General features: G+C 72.1%; 16 protein-coding genes. 9 read left to right on the top strand and 7 right to left on the bottom strand.

The annotated features are described in order from the left end of the window. Position 1 precedes the first annotated feature (1 nt). On the top strand, positions 2 to 904 hold the full coding sequence (locus FCN18_RS20115) for a DMT family transporter (protein ID WP_112272655.1): 903 nt from the start codon (positions 2 to 4) through the stop codon (positions 902 to 904). On the opposite strand, the gene FCN18_RS20110 is transcribed toward FCN18_RS20115, so the two are convergent. From FCN18_RS20110 to FCN18_RS20100, 3 genes are all read right to left on the bottom strand, one after another. Further along, positions 883 to 1,473, bottom strand: a complete 591-nt coding sequence (locus FCN18_RS20110) for an AAA family ATPase (RefSeq protein WP_228714054.1) — start codon at positions 1,471 to 1,473, stop codon at positions 883 to 885. The two genes, FCN18_RS20115 and FCN18_RS20110, sit on opposite strands and share 22 nt — an antisense overlap. Before the next feature lie 108 nt (positions 1,474 to 1,581). Next, complete coding sequence (locus FCN18_RS20105) at positions 1,582 to 2,148, bottom strand: GNAT family N-acetyltransferase (protein ID WP_112272652.1); 567 nt, start codon at positions 2,146 to 2,148, stop codon at positions 1,582 to 1,584. Next, complete coding sequence (locus FCN18_RS20100) at positions 2,145 to 2,672, bottom strand: YbaK/EbsC family protein (protein ID WP_112272650.1); 528 nt, start codon at positions 2,670 to 2,672, stop codon at positions 2,145 to 2,147. The genes FCN18_RS20105 and FCN18_RS20100 overlap by 4 nt, the downstream gene beginning before the upstream one ends. A gap of 239 nt (positions 2,673 to 2,911) precedes the next feature. Here FCN18_RS20100 and FCN18_RS20095 point away from each other — a divergent pair, with 239 nt between their 5' ends. The 4 genes from FCN18_RS20095 (at position 2,912) to FCN18_RS20080 (ending at position 6,143) form a co-directional block, all read left to right on the top strand. After that, a complete protein-coding gene (locus FCN18_RS20095; protein ID WP_112272648.1) occupies positions 2,912 to 3,427 on the top strand; it encodes an SAV_6107 family HEPN domain-containing protein in 516 nt (171 codons plus the stop codon). Then, a complete protein-coding gene (locus FCN18_RS20090) occupies positions 3,427 to 4,191 on the top strand; it encodes a maleylpyruvate isomerase N-terminal domain-containing protein (RefSeq protein WP_137095844.1) in 765 nt (254 codons plus the stop codon). The genes FCN18_RS20095 and FCN18_RS20090 overlap by 1 nt, the downstream gene beginning before the upstream one ends. A gap of 54 nt (positions 4,192 to 4,245) precedes the next feature. Further along, positions 4,246 to 4,929, top strand: a complete 684-nt coding sequence (locus FCN18_RS20085) for a VOC family protein (protein WP_112272644.1) — start codon at positions 4,246 to 4,248, stop codon at positions 4,927 to 4,929. Between the two features lie 116 nt (positions 4,930 to 5,045). Beyond that, positions 5,046 to 6,143, top strand: a complete 1,098-nt coding sequence (locus tag FCN18_RS20080; RefSeq protein ID WP_112272642.1) for a GNAT family N-acetyltransferase — start codon at positions 5,046 to 5,048, stop codon at positions 6,141 to 6,143. Between the two features lie 7 nt (positions 6,144 to 6,150). On the opposite strand, the gene FCN18_RS20075 is transcribed toward FCN18_RS20080, so the two are convergent. The 3 genes from FCN18_RS20075 to FCN18_RS20065 form a co-directional block, all read right to left on the bottom strand. Next, positions 6,151 to 6,777 (bottom strand): hypothetical protein, encoded by a 627-nt coding sequence (locus FCN18_RS20075; protein WP_456107165.1) that lies wholly within the window; start codon positions 6,775 to 6,777, stop codon positions 6,151 to 6,153. A gap of 303 nt (positions 6,778 to 7,080) precedes the next feature. Further along, entirely contained in the window at positions 7,081 to 7,581 is a 501-nt protein-coding gene (gene def / locus FCN18_RS20070) for a peptide deformylase (RefSeq protein ID WP_112272638.1), read from the bottom strand. A gap of 48 nt (positions 7,582 to 7,629) precedes the next feature. Beyond that, positions 7,630 to 12,249, bottom strand: a complete 4,620-nt coding sequence (locus FCN18_RS20065; protein ID WP_170200579.1) for an ATP-dependent helicase — start codon at positions 12,247 to 12,249, stop codon at positions 7,630 to 7,632. Positions 12,250 to 12,379: 130 nt separating this feature from the next. Here FCN18_RS20065 and FCN18_RS20060 point away from each other — a divergent pair, with 130 nt between their 5' ends. Next, positions 12,380 to 14,290 carry an Hsp70 family protein gene (locus FCN18_RS20060; RefSeq protein ID WP_112272636.1) on the top strand — a complete coding sequence of 637 codons (1,911 nt, stop codon included), beginning with the start codon at positions 12,380 to 12,382 and terminating at the stop codon, positions 14,288 to 14,290. A 3-nt stretch (positions 14,291 to 14,293) separates the two neighbouring features. Here the strand turns inward: FCN18_RS20060 and FCN18_RS40580 are convergent, their stop codons facing one another. Further along, on the bottom strand, positions 14,294 to 14,416 hold the full coding sequence (locus FCN18_RS40580) for a hypothetical protein (protein ID WP_255565646.1): 123 nt from the start codon (positions 14,414 to 14,416) through the stop codon (positions 14,294 to 14,296). A gap of 59 nt (positions 14,417 to 14,475) precedes the next feature. On the opposite strand from FCN18_RS40580, the gene FCN18_RS20055 reads away from it, so the two are divergent. From FCN18_RS20055 to FCN18_RS20045, 3 genes are all read left to right on the top strand, one after another. Continuing rightward, on the top strand, positions 14,476 to 14,670 hold the full coding sequence (locus tag FCN18_RS20055; RefSeq protein ID WP_137095843.1) for a DUF3046 domain-containing protein: 195 nt from the start codon (positions 14,476 to 14,478) through the stop codon (positions 14,668 to 14,670). A 190-nt stretch (positions 14,671 to 14,860) separates the two neighbouring features. Then, positions 14,861 to 15,901 carry a recombinase RecA gene (gene recA, locus FCN18_RS20050; RefSeq protein ID WP_112272633.1) on the top strand — a complete coding sequence of 347 codons (1,041 nt, stop codon included), beginning with the start codon at positions 14,861 to 14,863 and terminating at the stop codon, positions 15,899 to 15,901. Between the two features lie 260 nt (positions 15,902 to 16,161). Continuing rightward, complete coding sequence (locus FCN18_RS20045; protein ID WP_137095842.1) at positions 16,162 to 16,731, top strand: regulatory protein RecX; 570 nt, start codon at positions 16,162 to 16,164, stop codon at positions 16,729 to 16,731. The last annotated feature ends 9 nt before the right edge of the window (positions 16,732 to 16,740 follow it).

The following is a 16,740-nucleotide window of genomic DNA, read 5'->3' as shown; positions in this document are numbered from 1 at the left end:
CATGTCCGTTTCCGTTGCCGTGCGCGCCCGCGCCGGCTCGGTGAGCCTGGTCGTCGCCGGGGTGCTGTGGGGAACCGGCGGCCTCGCCGGTTCCCTCCTGTCCGAGCGAGCGGGGTTGCACCCGCTGGCCGTCGCCGCGTACCGGCTGCTGCTCGGCGGCGCCTTCGCGGTGCTGTTCCTCTGGGCCACCGGCAGGCTGCGCGCGCTGCCGCGCACGCGAGCCGCCGCGGTGCGGCTGCTGCTCGCCGGTGTCCTGCTCGGCCTGTTCCAGGCGTGCTACTTCGCCGCCGTGTCGCTCACGTCCGTGAGCATCGCCACGATGACCACCATCGGCAGCGTCCCGGTGTTCGTGGCGCTCGCGACGGCGGTCGCCCGGCGGCGGGCGCCGCGGCTGCCGACCGTCCTTTCCATCGCGGGCGCGCTGCTCGGTCTCGTGCTGCTCAGGTGGTCGCCCGACGGCGCGGGCGAGGGCTGGGAGACGATCGCCGGCCTCGCCTTCGCGCTCGTGTCGGGAGCAGGGTTCGCAACGCTGACGCTCGTCACCCGCAATCCCGTCGAGGGCCTCGATCCCTTGCGCACCACCGCGTTCGGCTGCCTGCTCGGTGGCGTGGCGCTGCTGCCGGGCGCGCTGTGGTTCGGCGCGGCTGTCCCGTTGAGCGCGGACGTGCTCGCACTCGCGGTGTATCTGGGGGCCGTGCCGACGGCGCTGGCATACGCCGCGTACTTCCGTGGGCTCGAGCACTCCCATCCGGTGCTCGCCGCGCTGTCGGCGCTGCTCGAACCGCTGACGGCGGCCGTGCTGGCCGCGGTGCTGCTCGACGACCGCCTCGGCCTTGCCGGCTGGTGCGGCGCCGCGCTGCTGGTCGCCGCCATCGGGGTGAGCTACTGGCGGCCCGAGCGCTGACCGGCCGGGTGGCGCCTCCCCTGGGGGGCGTCCCCCGGCTCCGTGAGCACGAGCAGGCCCCGCCGGGTGACGGAGCGGTCGGTCACCGTCGCGCTGCGCCACCCGGCGGGCACCATGCCCGCCATCAGCCGGTCGCGCGTGCGCGGTGCGTGCCGCGCGTGCCGGGAGAACGACCAGCCGAGCAGCACGCGGCCCCGCCGGTGCTGTCCCTTCAGCGCCTCCTCGACGGTGCAGTCGATCCACAGCAGGTGCCTCGGCCGCCCTGTCAGCACGCCCAGCGCGACGAAGGCGGACCTCGCGAGCGCGCCCGTCGCGGGGTCGTGCACGACGATCGTGTTCCGCGCGCGGGCGGCCACGGCGACGAGCCGGAGCACGTGCAGGACGTGGACGAGCGGCCGGTACCAGGAGTAGGGCGTCCCGGCCGGCAGAACGCGGCGGAGCAGGGAGCGCAGCTGATCGGTGTCCAGCACGGTGACGGGCGGGACGCTCTCGATGTCGCGCAGCAGTGTGCTCTTGCCCGCACCCGGCAGGCCGGCCACCACCACCAGTGCGTGGGGCTCGACGTGCATGGGGAAACGGTCGGGTGCGGTAAGGCTCATGCTCCGCCCAACGCGCCGCGGGTGGTCCCGCGTTCCGGAGAACGCGGAAGACCACGACGATCTGGGGAAACGCACAGGCTACTCAAGGGGCAGCGTGCGTCCCAGTATCGCGAACGGGCGCGGGTCGCCCGCGAAGTGGTAGTCACGCAGCACGTCGGTGAAGCCGAGCCTGCGGTACAGCTTCCATGCCCGGCTCGTGCCCTCGGGTGTGGAGAGCAGCACGTGCCGGTGCCGCACGCCGTCGACGAGCGTGCGCAGCAGATTCTCGCCGGTGCCCCGGCCCTGGCTGCTCGGCCGGACGTGGATCTCGGTCAGCTCGAAGTAGTCACCGAGCCACGCGTCGGCGGCCTGGTCGCCCTCGCGGCCCGCCAGGCCCCTTCGCACTTGCTCGTGCCACCACTGGCCCGGCGTGCCGCGGTAGCCGTAGGCGAGCCCGACGAGGCGGTCGTCGGTGTCGAGCGCGGCGACGCAGCGCCAGCCGTCCCGCAGCGCGTGGGTTAGCCACATCGGCGCGCGTTGCTCGGCGGTGCCTTCCGGGTAGTTCATGGCGGCGACGTAGAGCGAGAGCGCCTCGGGCAGCCGGGCGCGGAACTCGTCGCCGGAGAGGTGGGCGAGCTTGGCGTAGCCGGAGGACATCGCGGTCATGCCGGCACGTCCTCCGGGGGTGGCGCCGCGACGTCGGCCGCGCGGCCGCCGGTGACGGCGAGCAGGCCGTCGAAGGTCGTGGGGTACACCGACTTGGGGTGCCCGGCCGCCGCCCACACCACGTCGTAGGCCCGCAGCGCGGTGTCGACCAGCGTGATCAGCCTGCTCGGATGCCCGACCGGCGCGACACCGCCGATGGTCTGCCCGGTGTGCTCCTTGACGAACGCGGGGTCGGCCTTGCCGACCTCGGTGGCGCCGGTCAGTGCGGCGAGCGTGCGCGGGTCGGCGCGGTGCGCGCCGGAGGTCAGCGCGAGCAGCGGGGCGTCGGGCTCGCCGTCGAACGAGGCGCGGAACACGAGGCTGTTGGCGATCGCGCCCACCTCGACGCCCAGAGCCTCGGCCGCCAGTGCCGCCGTGCGCGCGTCGGCGGGCAGGATCCGGATGCCGTCGGCGGCGGCGTCCTGACCGGCCTCGGTGAGGGCTGCCGCCACCTTGGCGACCGAGGGGTGGTCGAGGGTGCTCATACACGTATGAGATCACGGGACAGCCGTCGGATGCGACGCAGATCGCCCGTTGACCACCCCACCTGGGCTTGAGCACCCGCCACCCGCGAGCTAGTCTGGAGGTGTTCGAACATACGTTCGACACCCGGTGGAGCGCTCTCCGGTCGGTCCCCGGCGCGTGGATGGGGGAAGCATCTGCGCGCCGGGACCATTGTCCGCCGTCCGCGCTCCATCTCCGGTTCGAGAGAGGGAGGTGGGCCATGTCCGTCGCGTTCGCGTCGCGCGGTGGCCCGGGGTCGCGCAAGGGCTCCACCCAGCCCGCGCTGCCGTTCGAGGTGCGGCCGCCGGCGGTGCCCGCCGCCGTGTCGCTGCTCACGCAGGCGAAACACGGGCTGGCGGAGGCGACGCGGGAATCGGATCCGGTCAAGCGGTTCATCGCCGCCTACCTGTCGGCGCTGCGGGCCGCGGCCGCGATCCTCGCCGCGCGCGGGCGTCCGCACCGGGGCCGCGCGAAGCCGGAGAGTGTGTGGACGCTGCTGGAGGGCGCCGTGCCGGAACTGCGGCAGTGGGCCGGGTTCTTCGCGGCGCACTCCGCGAGGCAGGCGGCGGCGCAGGCGGGCGTCACGCGGCGCATCACCGCCGAATCCGCGGACGAGTTGTCCGCGCGGGCGGGCCAGTTCGTGTCGATCGCTGGCCGCGTGGTGCACGGTCACCCCGTGGAGCGGGCCGCCCACTGCGGCGCGCGCCCGCACGCGCACCGGCGCCGGAGCGGATGATGCCGGGACAGGCGCTGATCGACCACGGCAGGCTGCTGGACGCGATGGGGTACGAGGTCGATCTGCTGATCGAGGCGGCGCGCGCGGTGCCGCACGACGTGGCGGTGCCGATGAGTCCGGGTTGGACGGTCGGAGAGGTGGTCCGCCACGTGGGCAGTGTCTACCGCGTCGCGCTGGCCTGGCTGGTCGAGGGAGGCCGGCCAGGGGAGTGGCAGCGGGACCCCGCGCCGGGCCAGACCGTCGAGAGCTACCTGCGGCAGGGGTTCGTGGACCTGGACGAGGTGCTGCGCTGGCACGACCCCGGTGAGCGCGCCGCCACCTGGTGGCCCGCGGATCCCACCTACGGGTTCTGGTGCCGCCGCATGGCGCACGAGTCCACGATCCACCGGGTCGACGTGGAGGACGCGGCGCGGTTCGACCTCGGTGAGATCGCCGACGACATCGCGCTCGACGGCATCGACGAGGCGCTCGCGGTGTGGTTCAGCCACCGGCTCGGGATGCTGGGGCTCAGCGGCACCCGCCAGAGCTCGGTGGGGGTGCGCACCGGCGGGCACAGCTGGATCGCCAGGGCAGGGCCCACGGAAACGGTCGCGTGGCGCTGCTCCGATGCCGAGGCACTGCGGGCCGACGCGGTCGTCTCCGAGTCCCCGGTCACGGTCTACCTGTGGCTGTGGGGCAGGCAGCGGCTGGGAGCGGTGCACGTGGACGGTGACGACGACGCGGCAGGGCAGTTGTGGGCGCTGATGAGGCTGGCCACGAGATGACGGGTTTGTGGGGAAGCAACATCCGTTGTCGAGGTCGGTCGCTAGATTGCCCAGATGGCAACTCGTCTGGCGCATCTCGTGGTGGACGCGCGACAGCCGTCGCTGCTCGCCGGGTTCTGGTCCGGGCTCCTGGGTTGGGAGGTGGTGCCTGAGGACGGGGCGGACGTTGAGGGTGCGGTCGCGGTGCGGGCACCGGAGCCGGACGGCTGTCAGCTGTCGCTGGTCTTCGTGCCCGCACCGGGACCCAAGACGGCGAAGAACCGCGTGCACCTGGATCTGGCCAGCGCCGGTAGGGAGCGGCAACGGTCCATCGTGGACGATGCCGTCGCCCGCGGCGCCACCACAGCCGACGTCGGGCAGGGCGCTGTGCCATGGGTGGTGCTCGCCGACCCGGAGGGCAACGAGTTCTGCGTGCTCGAACCGCGTGAGGAGTACGCCGACACGGGAGCGCTGGCGGCCGTCGTCGTGGACGTACGCGAACCTGCCGCGCTCGGTGGGTTCTGGTCCTCGGTCAGCGGCTGGGACGTGGTGCGGCGCCATCCCCAGTTCACGAGCCTGCGGGAGCCCGGATGCCGGGGACCGTGGCTGGAACTGTTGCGCAACGCGGACGCCGAGCGCACGGGGACAAGGTGGCGCCTCGCCGTGGCCGTCGAGGGCGATGCGCCGGCCGGGGAGCTGCCGGGCGCGCGGCTCACCGATCCGGAGGGCAACGAGATCGCGGTCGTCACTCGCGGCTGACCTCGGGGCGTGATCACGGAGCGTGTTTCCGTTGCGTTGCGCACCCGAGGCGACGCTGACACGCGCGAAACACCTCTGCCGCCGACCAGCAACAACGGCCGGGGATCGTGGATGTCATGGACATTCGCCGTGCCCGGACCACCGCGCGTTCCGAGATCCCCCGTGCCTGGCTCGACCAGGTGCGGGAGGCCGACCGGACCTCGGTCACGTGGAGGTTGCGCGTCCGCATGGACGACCGGCCCGGCACGCTGGCCCGGGTCGCGGTCCGGCTCGCGGACCTGGAGTGCAACATCCTGGGTCTCGCCGTGCTGGCGGTGCCGGATGGGGTGCTCGACGAGATCGTCGTCCGGCCGGCCGTGGGCCTGACGCGCGCGCACCTGGTCCAGGCCATCGAGGACGAGGATTGCGAATGCCTCGGCATCACCGACGCCGACGTGCGTGAGCTGGTCGACTCGTCGGCGGCCGGCCTGGTCGCGGCGAGCCGCGTCGTCGCCGATCCGGCGAGCCTCGCCGACGCGGTGCGCGAGGTCCTCGCGGCGGATCTGGTCACTGTGGTGCCGTCCGTCGAGGCCAATCCCGGCCGAACCGAGGGCGGGCACCGCGCCGTCTTCCTCGCGGGGGAGGCCGACGCGCTCGTGGCCCGCAGGTTGTGGGCGCCGTTCCTGCAGCAGGAGCTGGCGAGGGCCGACGCGCTGCTCGGACTGCTGGCGGCCATGCGCGCCAACGTCTCCGGGCCAACGGTCGAGACCTGTACCGACGGCGCGACCGTTGTGCTGCGCGAGGCCCGGCCAGGTGACGCCGACGCGCTTTTCGCGCTGCACGGCCGATGCTCGGCGCGGACCCTGTTTCACCGCTACCACACGGGCCTGCGCATCGTGCCGCGCCGCTGGCTGCACCGGCTGCTGGTCCCGCCGCGCGGGGTCGGCGTCGTGGCCGTATGCGGGCGGGACGTGATCGCACTCGGCCAGCTGATTCCCGAGCAGGGCGGCGACGCCGCGGAGATCTCGCTGCTCGTCGAGGACGCCTGGCAGCGCAACGGGCTCGGCACCGCCCTGCTGCGCAGGCTTGCGGTGCTCGCCTCCGCGTGGGGCTGTCGCGAGCTCGTCGCGACGTGCCTGCCAGGGGAGGACGGAATCCGCAGGACAGCTCTCCGGGCAGGGCTCTCGCCTGCACCCGCCCCCGATGAGAGAGGTGTCCTGCGGATCGTCCTCTGAGCTGCTGTCAGCAGGTGACAGACACGTCGGCGCTCTCCTCGAAGGAGACGTGCACGTGGTCGTAGTGGTTCGCGGTCGCGCTGCCGCGGTCCTCCATCGTCGACCAGCCGCTGCCGTCGTTGTACTGCTGTTCCCAGATCACGTAGGTCACCCCGAACTCCGCCTGGTGAGCCAGGACGTAGTCGGCGATCTGGTCACCTGTGGACGAGTCGACCATGAAGTCCAGCGCCAGTCCGGAGGGGTGGTCGCTCGCGCCGGAACGGCTGCCGACGCCGCCGACGGAATCGACGTCGAACTTGGTGAGAACGTGGTTGCCCACCTGCGCGACGTGAGGCTGCGTTCCCTCGAGTTCGGTCGAGCACGACTCGGGCGGGGGCGGCGGTGGTGGTGGCGGAGGAGGCGGTGGCGGAGGCTCTTCGCTGGAGCTCTCCGTGGTGGTGGTCGTGGTCGGGGAGGGGGAGGGCGGGGGTGTGGTTGTCGTGCTGGTCGGGACCGGCTTCCGGCTCGTGGTGGGGGATGGTTTCACGAGCCGGTGCTGTTCGGTCGGTCCCGCTGAGGCGGCGAGCGCGGCGCCACTGTTCTCGGTGTCGTTGCCCCACAGTCCGCTGGTGAACCAGACTGTGAACGCGAGCATGCTCGCTGCGGCTACGCCCAGCGCGGTCGGTTTTGCCCAGGAGGGCGATCTTTTCGCACGATGTCGGCCGGCCATTTCTGTCCTCGAAAAATCGATTACGGCAAGAGCTCGGCCAGATTACGAACTGACAACGGCGAAGTCACGAACGAGTGGTGATGGCCACAGGGCAGGCGAAGCAACCTGGGTTCTTGACCAGGTGAGTTAGGCCGTTCGGCGGTATAACCGGCAGATCACGGCGCACTCAAACGGCACGCCGGTTGCCCAGGGTCAGATCAATATTCCGTTGCGTTGCGGAGCAATTTGTCAACGGGACCAGAACCAGTCGCGCTGGCGCGCTTCGCGCAGGGCCTGCCGGCGCTGGTCTTTGTCGAGCCGGTCGAGATAGAGCTTGCCGTCGAGGTGATCGGTCTCATGCTGAAGACACTGTGCCATGAGCCCGCTGCCCTCCACGGTCACCGGCTCGTTGCGCACGTCGACGCCGCGGACGACCGCGTACCGCGCCCGGACGGTGGTGAACCACAGTTCGGGCACGGAGAGGCAGCCCTCGGTGACCTCCTGCGTTTCCTCGGAGAGCTCCACGATCTCCGGGTTCAGCACGTACCCGAGCTCGCCCTTCACGTTGTAGCTGAACGCCCGCAGGCTCACGCCGATCTGCGGCGCGGCGAGTCCCGCCCTGCCGGGCAGGTCGACGGTCTGGAGGAGGTCGTCGACCAGTGCCTTCACCGAGGCGTCGAACCGGGTCACCGGGTCCGCCACGGTCTTCAGCACCGGGTCACCGAAGTAGCGCAGGTCGCGCACGGCCATCGTCGGGATCCTTTCCACACGTCGCCGTGCAGCTTAGGAGGTGGGCGCTCAGGCCCGGAGCCGCAGCCCCTTCGGAGTAGCCCGGAAACCGGCCTCCCGCAGGACATCCGCGAGCTCGGAGGTCAGCGCCTCCTCACCATCCGCCCGCTGAACCTGCAGCTGGCCGAGCCACCCCTCTCTGACCGCCGTCGACAGCGCGTGAGCCGCCGTGCGCAACACCGGCCCGTCCTCCGTGAACGACAGCAGCGACCGTCCGCCCCGCTCCACGTAGAGCGCGGGCACACCGTCGACCAGCACCGTCAGCGCCCCCGCCTTGCGGGCGGGCCGGTGCTTCGTGGCCCCCAGCGGAACCGGCCAGGGCAGCGCGGCGCCGTACGGCTGTGCCGGATCGGCGGCCGCCAGCACCACGGCACCCTGCGGCGCACGTGGGCCGCCGGCGTCGGACAGAGCGCGCAGCCGGTCGACCGCGCCGCGCGCCGCGAACTGCGCCGCGCCGAGCCCCTCCACGACGTACCCGCGGATGACCTGACCCGAGTCCTCCATGCCGCGCAGCACCTTGTAGATCCCGGAGAAGCCGCCCGTGACCCGCTCGGTGTCCAGTGCGCCCCGGGTGAGCACCCCGTGCCGTTCCAGGAACGACTCCGTCCGCGCGTGGGTCCGCCGCGTCGGGTCGGCCTCCCGGTCCGGGGTCAGCCCCCAACGCCCCGCGACCGTCGGCGGCCCGGTGCGCGACGGCATCGCGGGCCTGCCCGCCCGCAGCCGCGCGTAGCGGCCCCTCGGTGGCGAGCGGCGCGGCTTGTGCGCCGCCCCCTTCCCGGAGACCTGCGCCCGCAACGGGCCGAGCGTGTCGCCCGTGACCATTCCCGCCCACACGAGGTCCCACAGCGCGGCCACCACGTCCCCGTCGTCGGGCGCCTTGTCGACCAACGGCGTCACGCGGTCGACGAGCTGCCGGAAGAACAGCGCGCCGTGCTCCAAAGTGGACACGATCGCGGAGTGCAGCGGGCCCTCCGGCATGGCCTCCTCGACATCGGGCAGCAGCAGATCGGCCACATCGGACGGTGCCAGCGCGACCCAGCCGTCCCCTCCGGACAGTGAGCCGCAGCCACACCACGTCACCTCGCCCGCCGTGGTCAGCTCGTCCAGCAGTGCCGGGTAGTAGCCGGGCAGCCTGCTCGGCAGGATCAGCGACTCCAGCGCGCTCGCCGGCAACGGAGCACCCGCCAGCTGCTCGACCACGGACAGCACGTCGTCCGCCGTCGGCGCCGAGCGCACGCGCCCGCCGATGCCGTGCCACCCTGGCAGGAACCGGCCCAGCGCGGCCGGTTCGACCGGCTCGACCTCCGCCCGCAGCCGCGCCAGCGACGCGCGCCGGAGCCTGCGCAGCACCGCGGCGTCGCAGTACTCGACACCGCCCGGCTCGTACGGCTGCGGCCGCAGCTCACCCCTGACGAGCCTGCCCTCCGTCGTCAGCCGGTCGAGGATCCCGGTGACCACCGCGGGGCCGAGCCCGAACCGCCGCGCCGCCTGCGCCGCCGCGAACGGCCCCCGGCTGCGGGCGTAGCGGATCAGCAGGTCGCCCAGCGGGTCGGCCACCGGCTCCGTGAACACCTCGGGCACGCCGATCGGCAGCGCGACGCCGAGCGCGTCCCGTACCCGACCGGCGTCCTCGATCGCGAGATAGCGCTCCTCGCCGCCGATGCGCACCTGGATCGCCCGCCGCTCGGCGACCAGCTCGGTGAGCCAGTCAGGGCGCACCCCGCGTTCGGCGGCCTCCTCAACGGTCAGGTCACCGAGGAAGCGCAGCAAATCCGCCGCGTCCTCGACGCCGCGGGCGTGCCGATCCTCGTCGAGTCGTTGCAGCGAGCGCTCCACCGAAGCCACCACGTCGGCGTCGAGCAGTTCCCGGATCGCCTCGGTTCCGAGCAGCTCGGCGAGCAGCGCCGAGTCGAGAGACAGCGCCGCGGCCCGCCGTTCGGCGAGTGGCGCGTCCGTCTCGTACAGGAACATGCCGACGTAGCCGAAGAGCAGGCTCCGCGCGAACGGCGACGCCGACGGCGTCTCCACCTCGACGACCTTCACCCTGCGCGCCCGGACGTCGGCCATCAGCTCGCGCAGCCCGCCCACGTCGTAGACGTCCTGCAGGCATTCCCGCATGGCCTCCAGCACCACCGGGAACCGCTCGTACTTGGCGGCCACCCCGAGCAGCTGCGCGGCCCGCTGCCGTTGCTGCCACAACGGTGTGCGCCGGCGGGGATCCCGGCGCGGCAGCAGCAGCGAGCGCGCCGCGCACTCCCGGAACCGGGCCGCGAACAACGCCGAGCCGCCGACCTCGGTGACGATCAGCGACTCGACCTCGTCCGGGTCGACGAGCACGTCCTCGGCGGTCAGCATGATCTCCCTGCCGTCCGCGTCGAGCGCCTCCGGCAGCCGCAGCACGATGCCGTCGTCGGAGTGCGCCACCTGCGCGTCCACGCCGCGCGTCTCCCGCAGCCGCGCCGCGATCGCCAGCGCCCACGGAGCGTTCACCTGCGCGCCGAAGGGCGAGTGCACCACGACGCGCCAGTCGCCGAGCTCGTCGCGGAACCGCTCCAGCAGCATCGTCCGGTCACTCGGCACGTGCCGGGTCGCCTCGCGCTGCTCACCGAGATAGGTCAGGAGGTTCGTGCTCGCCCGTTCGTCGAGTCCCGCGGCGGTGGCCCGCTGCCGGGCGGTCTCATCGTCTGCTGTGGACACCTCGCGCAGGAACCGGCCGAGCGCCCTGCCGAGCTCGAGCGGCCTGCCGGGCGCGTCGCCCTTCCAGAACGGCATCCGCGCGGGCTCGCCGGGCGCGGGCACCACGATCACCCGGTCGTGCGTGATGTCGGTGATCCGCCATGACGAGGTGCCCAGCAGGATCGTGTCCCCGACCCTGGACTCGTAGACCATCTCCTCGTCCAGCTCGCCCACACGCGAGCCCGGCCGCTCGCCGTCGCCCGGCGTCATCACCGTGAACAGGCCGCGGTCGGGAATCGTGCCGCCCGAGGTGACGGCGAGCCGCTGCGCCCCCGGCCTGCCGCGCAGCTCGCCGGTCACCCGGTCCCACGTGATGCGGGCCCGCAGCTCACCGAACTCCTCGCTGGGGTAGCGCCCGGCGAGCATGTCGAGCACCGCGTGCAGCGCGTCGTCCGGCAGCGCCGCGAACGGAGCCGCCTTGCGCACCGTCGTGGCGATCTCCTCCACCGTCCTCGGTTCGAGCGCCACCATGGCGACGACCTGCTGCGCCAGCACGTCGAGTGGGTTGCGGGGATACCGGATCGCCTCGATGGCGCCGTTCGTCATCCGCTCGGCCACGACCGCGCACGACACCAGGTCGCCCCGGAACTTCGGGAACATCACGCCGCTCGACACCGCGCCGACGTGGTGGCCCGCCCTGCCGACCCGCTGCAGGCCGGACGCGACCGTGGGCGGCGCCTCGATCTGCACCACCAGGTCGACCGCGCCCATGTCGATGCCGAGTTCCAGCGAGGACGTGGCGACCACGCACGGCAGCCGTCCCGACTTCAGCTCCTCTTCCACGCGGGTGCGCTGCTCGCGGGACATCGAGCCGTGGTGGGCCTTCGCGACCGTCGCCTCGGCTCCCACCGTCAGCCCGGACTCGCCGATCGCCTCCGCCGGGTAGCGCTGGCCCGGCTCCAGCTCGGTACGCTCGGCCACGAGCTCGTTGAGCCGCGCCGTGAGCCGCTCGGCGAGCCGTCGCGAGTTCGCGAACACGATGGTGGACCGGTGCTGCCGGATCAGCTCCAGCACGCGTTCCTCGACGGCGGGCCAGATCGACGGCCTGCGCACGCCGCCACCCGAGATCTCCTCCTGCGTGCCGATCCCGCCCTCCGAGGGCAAGGGCAGCGGTTCGGCGGGAGGGCTCGCCGGAGCGTCCAGCTCGCCCATGTCCTCGACCGGCACCTCGACGCTGACCTCGATCGTCTTGGCGAGCTTGGGCTGCACCACGCGCACCGGCCTGCCGCCCGCGAGGAACGAGCTGACCTCGTCGACGGGCCGGACCGTTGCCGAGAGCCCGATGCGTTGGGCGGGCCGCCGCAGCAGGTCGTCCAGCCGCTCAAGTGAGAGCGCCAGGTGCGCGCCGCGCTTGCCGCCCGCGACGGCGTGCACCTCGTCCACGATCACGGTCTCGACACCACGCAACGACTCCCGTGCCGACGAGGTCAGGATCAAGAACAGCGACTCGGGCGTGGTCACCAGCACGTCGGGCGGCGTGCGCGAGAACGAGCGGCGCTCTGCCGCCGTGGTGTCGCCGGTGCGCATGCCGACCGTGATGTCCGGCACCGGCAGACCCAGCCGGTGCGACGCCTGCGAGATCCCCGCCAGCGGTGCCCTCAGGTTGCGCTGGACGTCCACCGCGAGCGCCTTCAACGGCGAGACGTAGAGGACCCGGCAGCGGTTCTTCGGCGTGTCCGGCGCGCCCTCGACCGCCAGCCGGTCCAGCGCCCACAGGAACGCGGCCAGCGTCTTGCCCGAGCCCGTCGGCGCCACCACCAGGGCGTGCTCGCCCGCGTGCGCGGCGCGCCAGGCCCCCTCCTGCGCGCGCGTGGGCTCGGCGAACGCCCCCGCGAACCAGTCCCTGGTCGCGGGGGAGAAGAGGTCCAGAACATCCGTGCCCACGTTCCCCATGATGCTCCCGGCCACCGACAGTTTCCGGCCGTACCCGTCCTGAGCAGGGAAATCGCCGGGTCCGTCCACGCCGTGAGCGCGGACATGGGAGCATCACCGCGAGCTTCGCGACATCAACAAGGGGAGAACTGTGCGGATTCTGTCCGTGGATCTCGGTACGTCCAACACCGTCGCCGTCCTGTCCGCACACGGTCGCCCGCCCCGCGTCGTCGAGGTCGACGGTTCCGCGACGATGCCCTCCGCGGTCTTCGCGGAGGAGGACGGCACCCTCGTCGTGGGCAGGGACGCCGAGCGGCGCGCGCGGCTCGACCCCACCCGGTTCGAACCCAACCCCAAGCGCAGGGTCGACGAGCAGACCCTGTTGCTCGGCACCGATGTCGTCCCGGTGAACGAGGCGCTGGCCGCGGTCCTGCGGCGTGTGCTCGACGAGACCTCCCGACAGCTGGGCGGCGAGCAGCCGGACGAGATCCGGCTGACCCATCCCGCGCAGTGGGGTCCCGTCCGCCGCAACGTCCTGCTCTCGGCCGCGCGGCTCGCCGGCATGACCGGCTCCGTCTCGCTGGTGCCCGAGCCCGTGGCGGCCGCCGCGCACTTCGCGTCGTTCCCCGGCAAGGCGCTCGGCGCCGGGCAGACGCTCGCCGTCTACGACCTCGGCGCCGGCACGTTCGACGTCGCCGTCGTCGGCGCGACGCAGAACGGTTACACGGTGCTGGCCGAGGACGGCCTTCCCGATCTGGGCGGTCTCGACGTCGACCAGGCGCTGCTCGTGCACGTCGGGCGCGAGGTCTCCCACCGCGACCCGCAGCACTGGCAGCGGCTGCTGCGCCCGGAGTCCACGGCCGACCGGCGCACCCGGCGCACGCTGCAGGAGGACGTCAAGGCCGCCAAGGAGGCACTGTCGCGGCTGCCGCAGACCGAGGTGCCGATGCCGGAGCCGTTCACCGACGTGCTCGTCACCAGGGCCGAGCTGGAGGCGCTCGTCCGGCCCGCCATGCTGCGCAGTGTCGAGTTGCTCGCCAGGACGGTCCGGGCGGCGGGACTGAGCCCCGACCGGCTCGCCGGCATCTACCTGGTCGGTGGATCGAGCAGGCTGCCGCTGGTCGGCACGCTCCTCGCGGAGAAGCTCGGTGTCGTGCCCTCCAGCCTCGACCAGCCCGAGACCGCCGTGGCGCTCGGCGCTCACCACGTGGCCTCAGACGGCATCAGCATGCGCACCCAGAACGTCGAGGGCCAGGTCGCCTCGGCGGGCGTCGCACCGCCGCAGCAGGCGCCCGGCGCCACCGGCCCGCACCCCCCGCCGCAGGTCGCCGCCGTGCCCGGATACGCCCCACCCGCTGCCTACCAGCAGCAGCCCGCGTACCCGAACAGCGGCCCGCAGCCTGCGCTGGCCACCCAGCACGCACCGGGGGCGAACTTCCCCTCGTACCCGGCGGCGCCGGACGGCAAGGGCGAGAAGAACCGCAAGAAGCTGCTCATCGGGGCCGCGATCGCGGCCGTGGTGCTGATCGCGGCGAGCACGGCGTTCTTCCTGTGGCCCTCGTCGTCGGCCACGACCTACACGGCGGAGGAGTGCCGCGAACCGGGACAGACCGACCAGCAGGGCTTCACGGGCTGCCTGCGGCAGCTCGCTGGTGACCTGGCCGACACCAGCCAGTGCGGGCCGGGCACCGGGACCGGCCCTGCCGCGGCGGCGAACGAGGAAGAGCTGGGGGTCACCGTGACCTGCTCCGCGCCGGGGCTCGCGGGCGCCCAGGTCACCTACCTGCACGGCTCGTCGCGCGACGTGCTGAAGCAGTACACCGACGGGCTGCTGAACCGCACGGGCGGCGGCGACCGGGTGGAGGCCGACTGGGGCGGCAACGCGCTCGAGGGCAGTTACTCGGCCTCGGCGGGGCGCAACTCGTCAGTGCTCGTCTTCACGGTCGATGACCGCCCGCTGTCCGGCTTCATCTACCAGGTCAACGCCACGGGAGAGGGCGAGTCGGCCAAGCCGGGCGCGCTGGCCGACTACTTCGAGCAGAACGTGCAGCCGGGCGAGTAGCCGTCATTTCCGCCGATTGCGGCGGTAGTTGATCAGCAGGACGACCAGCGTCGCGCTCACGGCCGCGATCGAGGCGAGCGCCAGGGCCGTTGACTCGAACCCGGAGAAGGTCTGTGCGAGCTGCATGTCCCCACGGTACGGCCTCGGCGCGGGAACACGCCGGTCCCGTGGTTAGCCTTGTCCCGATGCGAATCACGGTTTTTCGACGGCTGATGGCGGAAGAGTTCGGCGCGGCGCGCTCGGAGACGCTGGCCAAGGACCACGTGCTCAGCGGTCTCGGCGGGCGCACGGTTGACGAGGCGCTCGAGGCCGGGGTGCCCGCGAAGGAGATCTGGCAGCAGGTCTGCGCCGAGTTCGAGGTTCCCGCCGAACGCCGCTGACCGCTCGGCGAGCCGAGAAATCCTACTGGAGGGGTGTGTCACCTTCGACCTCGAACAGGTGTTCGTCTATCGTGTTGTTCACGCCGGGGTCGTCTGTCCACAGATTTCCGCCGAGCCCGGAACTGTCGGACCCCGCCCGTAACGTCGAGCCCAACAGATCACAACCGCGACAGCCAATGAGGTGGATTCCATGCCAGCAGCACCGGACAAGGGCAAGGCGCTCGATCTAGCCCTTGCCCAGATCGACAAGCAGTTCGGCAAGGGGTCGGTGATGCGGCTCGGTGAGGACACCCGCCCTCCGATCGAGGTCATTCCCACCGGCGCCATCGCGCTCGACATCGCGCTGGGCATCGGCGGCCTGCCGCGTGGCCGCATCGTCGAGGTCTACGGCCCCGAGTCCTCGGGTAAGACCACCGTCGCGCTGCACGCCGTGGCCAACGCGCAGAAGGCGGGCGGCATCGCCGCGTTCATCGACGCGGAGCATGCGCTCGACCCGGAGTACGCCAAGGTGCTGGGCGTCGACACCGACGCGCTGCTGGTCTCTCAGCCGGACACCGGTGAGCAGGCGCTGGAGATCGCCGACATGCTGATCCGCTCCGGTGCGCTCGACATCCTGGTGATCGACTCGGTCGCCGCGCTCGTGCCGCGCGCCGAGATCGAGGGCGAGATGGGTGACTCCCACGTCGGCCTGCAGGCACGCCTGATGAGCCAGGCGCTGCGCAAGATCACCGGTGCGCTGCACAACTCCGGCACCACCGCGATCTTCATCAACCAGCTGCGCGAGAAGGTCGGGGTGATGTTCGGCTCTCCCGAGACCACCACCGGTGGTAAGGCGCTGAAGTTCTACGCCTCGGTCCGCCTCGACGTCCGCCGCATCGAGACGCTCAAGGACGGCGGCGAAGCCGTCGGCAACCGCACCCGCGTGAAGGTCGTCAAGAACAAGGTGGCGCCGCCCTTCAAGCAGGCCGAGTTCGACATCCTCTACGGACACGGCGTCTCTCGCGAGGGCTCGCTCATCGACATGGGTGTCGACCAGGGCATCCTGCGCAAGTCCGGGGCCTGGTACACGTACGAGGGCGACCAGCTCGGCCAGGGCAAGGAGAACGCCCGGAAGTTCCTGCGCGACAACCCCGACATCGCCAACGAGGTCGAGAAGCGCATCAAGGAGAAGCTCGGTATCGGCGCCCAGCTCGACGCCGACGAAACCGCTCCGGCGCCGGTCGACTTCTAGGGAGGGTGTTTCAAGTGGGGGTTTGCGTGGCGGTGCGGGTGGCGGAACCTCAGCCGCCCACCCGCCGGCCCGGCCACCGCCCCCATCGATGCGCTTCACGCCACAGTGTCCTCGGCTCCGGGATCGCCTCCTCATGAATGCCAATCCACCACGTCGTCGCTGTCCTCTCGAGGAGGCGGCTGAGAACCCGCTGCGGTGCCGGTTGTCGGCCACCCCAAGCGGCGTGGCCGCTTCTGATGCGCGCTCTGGAGGCCCGGCCGATGAGTGAGCCGAGCTCCGGCGGGGCACGGCGGTCGCGAGCACGCCCGGTGTCCGAGCTGACCCCCGAGGAGGCGAGGAAGAAGGCCAAGGAGGTCTGCTTGGATCTCCTGGCCGCCCGGCCGCGCACGAAGGACGAGCTGCGCAAGACGCTGCGCCGTAAGGGGTTCGACGACGAGCTCAGCGAGACGCTGCTGGGCAAGCTCGACCATGCGGGGCTCGTGGACGACGCCGCGTTCGCGGAGATGTGGGTGCGGTCCCGTCACGCCTATCAGGGGTTGGCGAAGCGTGCGCTCGTGGCCGAGCTGAGGCGCAAGGGCGTCGACAGCGAGGTCGCGGCCGAGGCGGCTGGCGAGATCGACCGTGACGCCGAGGAGGACCGAGCGAGGCAGCTCGTGCGCAAGAAGCTGCGCACCATGAGCGAGGTGGACGAGCAGACCGCGACCCGGCGGCTGCTCGGCATGCTCGCCCGTAAGGGTTACCCCCAGGGTCTGTCCTACGCTGTGGTCCGCGAGGAACTCCGAGACGCGGGCGCCGAGTCCACGATGCTCGACGACGTCACCCTGGAATAGCTTCCGTGA

This window comes from Prauserella endophytica (assembly GCF_005146945.1).
Classification (GTDB): domain Bacteria; phylum Actinomycetota; class Actinomycetes; order Mycobacteriales; family Pseudonocardiaceae; genus Prauserella_A; species Prauserella_A endophytica.
This window is presented reverse-complemented; position numbering and strand designations above follow the sequence as displayed.

Coding starts and splice junctions, on each gene's coding strand:
- FCN18_RS20115 (WP_112272655.1), top strand. CDS start 2: ATGTCCGTTTCCGTTGCCGTGCGCGCCCGCGCCGGCTCGGTGAGCCTG.
- FCN18_RS20110 (WP_228714054.1), bottom strand. CDS start 1,473: ATGCACGTCGAGCCCCACGCACTGGTGGTGGTGGCCGGCCTGCCGGGT.
- FCN18_RS20105 (WP_112272652.1), bottom strand. CDS start 2,148: ATGACCGCGATGTCCTCCGGCTACGCCAAGCTCGCCCACCTCTCCGGC.
- FCN18_RS20100 (WP_112272650.1), bottom strand. CDS start 2,672: ATGAGCACCCTCGACCACCCCTCGGTCGCCAAGGTGGCGGCAGCCCTC.
- FCN18_RS20095 (WP_112272648.1), top strand. CDS start 2,912: ATGTCCGTCGCGTTCGCGTCGCGCGGTGGCCCGGGGTCGCGCAAGGGC.
- FCN18_RS20090 (WP_137095844.1), top strand. CDS start 3,427: ATGCCGGGACAGGCGCTGATCGACCACGGCAGGCTGCTGGACGCGATG.
- FCN18_RS20085 (WP_112272644.1), top strand. CDS start 4,246: ATGGCAACTCGTCTGGCGCATCTCGTGGTGGACGCGCGACAGCCGTCG.
- FCN18_RS20080 (WP_112272642.1), top strand. CDS start 5,046: ATGGACATTCGCCGTGCCCGGACCACCGCGCGTTCCGAGATCCCCCGT.
- FCN18_RS20075 (WP_456107165.1), bottom strand. CDS start 6,777: ATGCTCGCGTTCACAGTCTGGTTCACCAGCGGACTGTGGGGCAACGAC.
- def (WP_112272638.1), bottom strand. CDS start 7,581: ATGGCCGTGCGCGACCTGCGCTACTTCGGTGACCCGGTGCTGAAGACC.
- FCN18_RS20065 (WP_170200579.1), bottom strand. CDS start 12,249: ATGGGGAACGTGGGCACGGATGTTCTGGACCTCTTCTCCCCCGCGACC.
- FCN18_RS40580 (WP_255565646.1), bottom strand. CDS start 14,416: ATGCAGCTCGCACAGACCTTCTCCGGGTTCGAGTCAACGGCCCTGGCG.
- FCN18_RS20055 (WP_137095843.1), top strand. CDS start 14,476: ATGCGAATCACGGTTTTTCGACGGCTGATGGCGGAAGAGTTCGGCGCG.
- recA (WP_112272633.1), top strand. CDS start 14,861: ATGCCAGCAGCACCGGACAAGGGCAAGGCGCTCGATCTAGCCCTTGCC.
- FCN18_RS20045 (WP_137095842.1), top strand. CDS start 16,162: ATGAGTGAGCCGAGCTCCGGCGGGGCACGGCGGTCGCGAGCACGCCCG.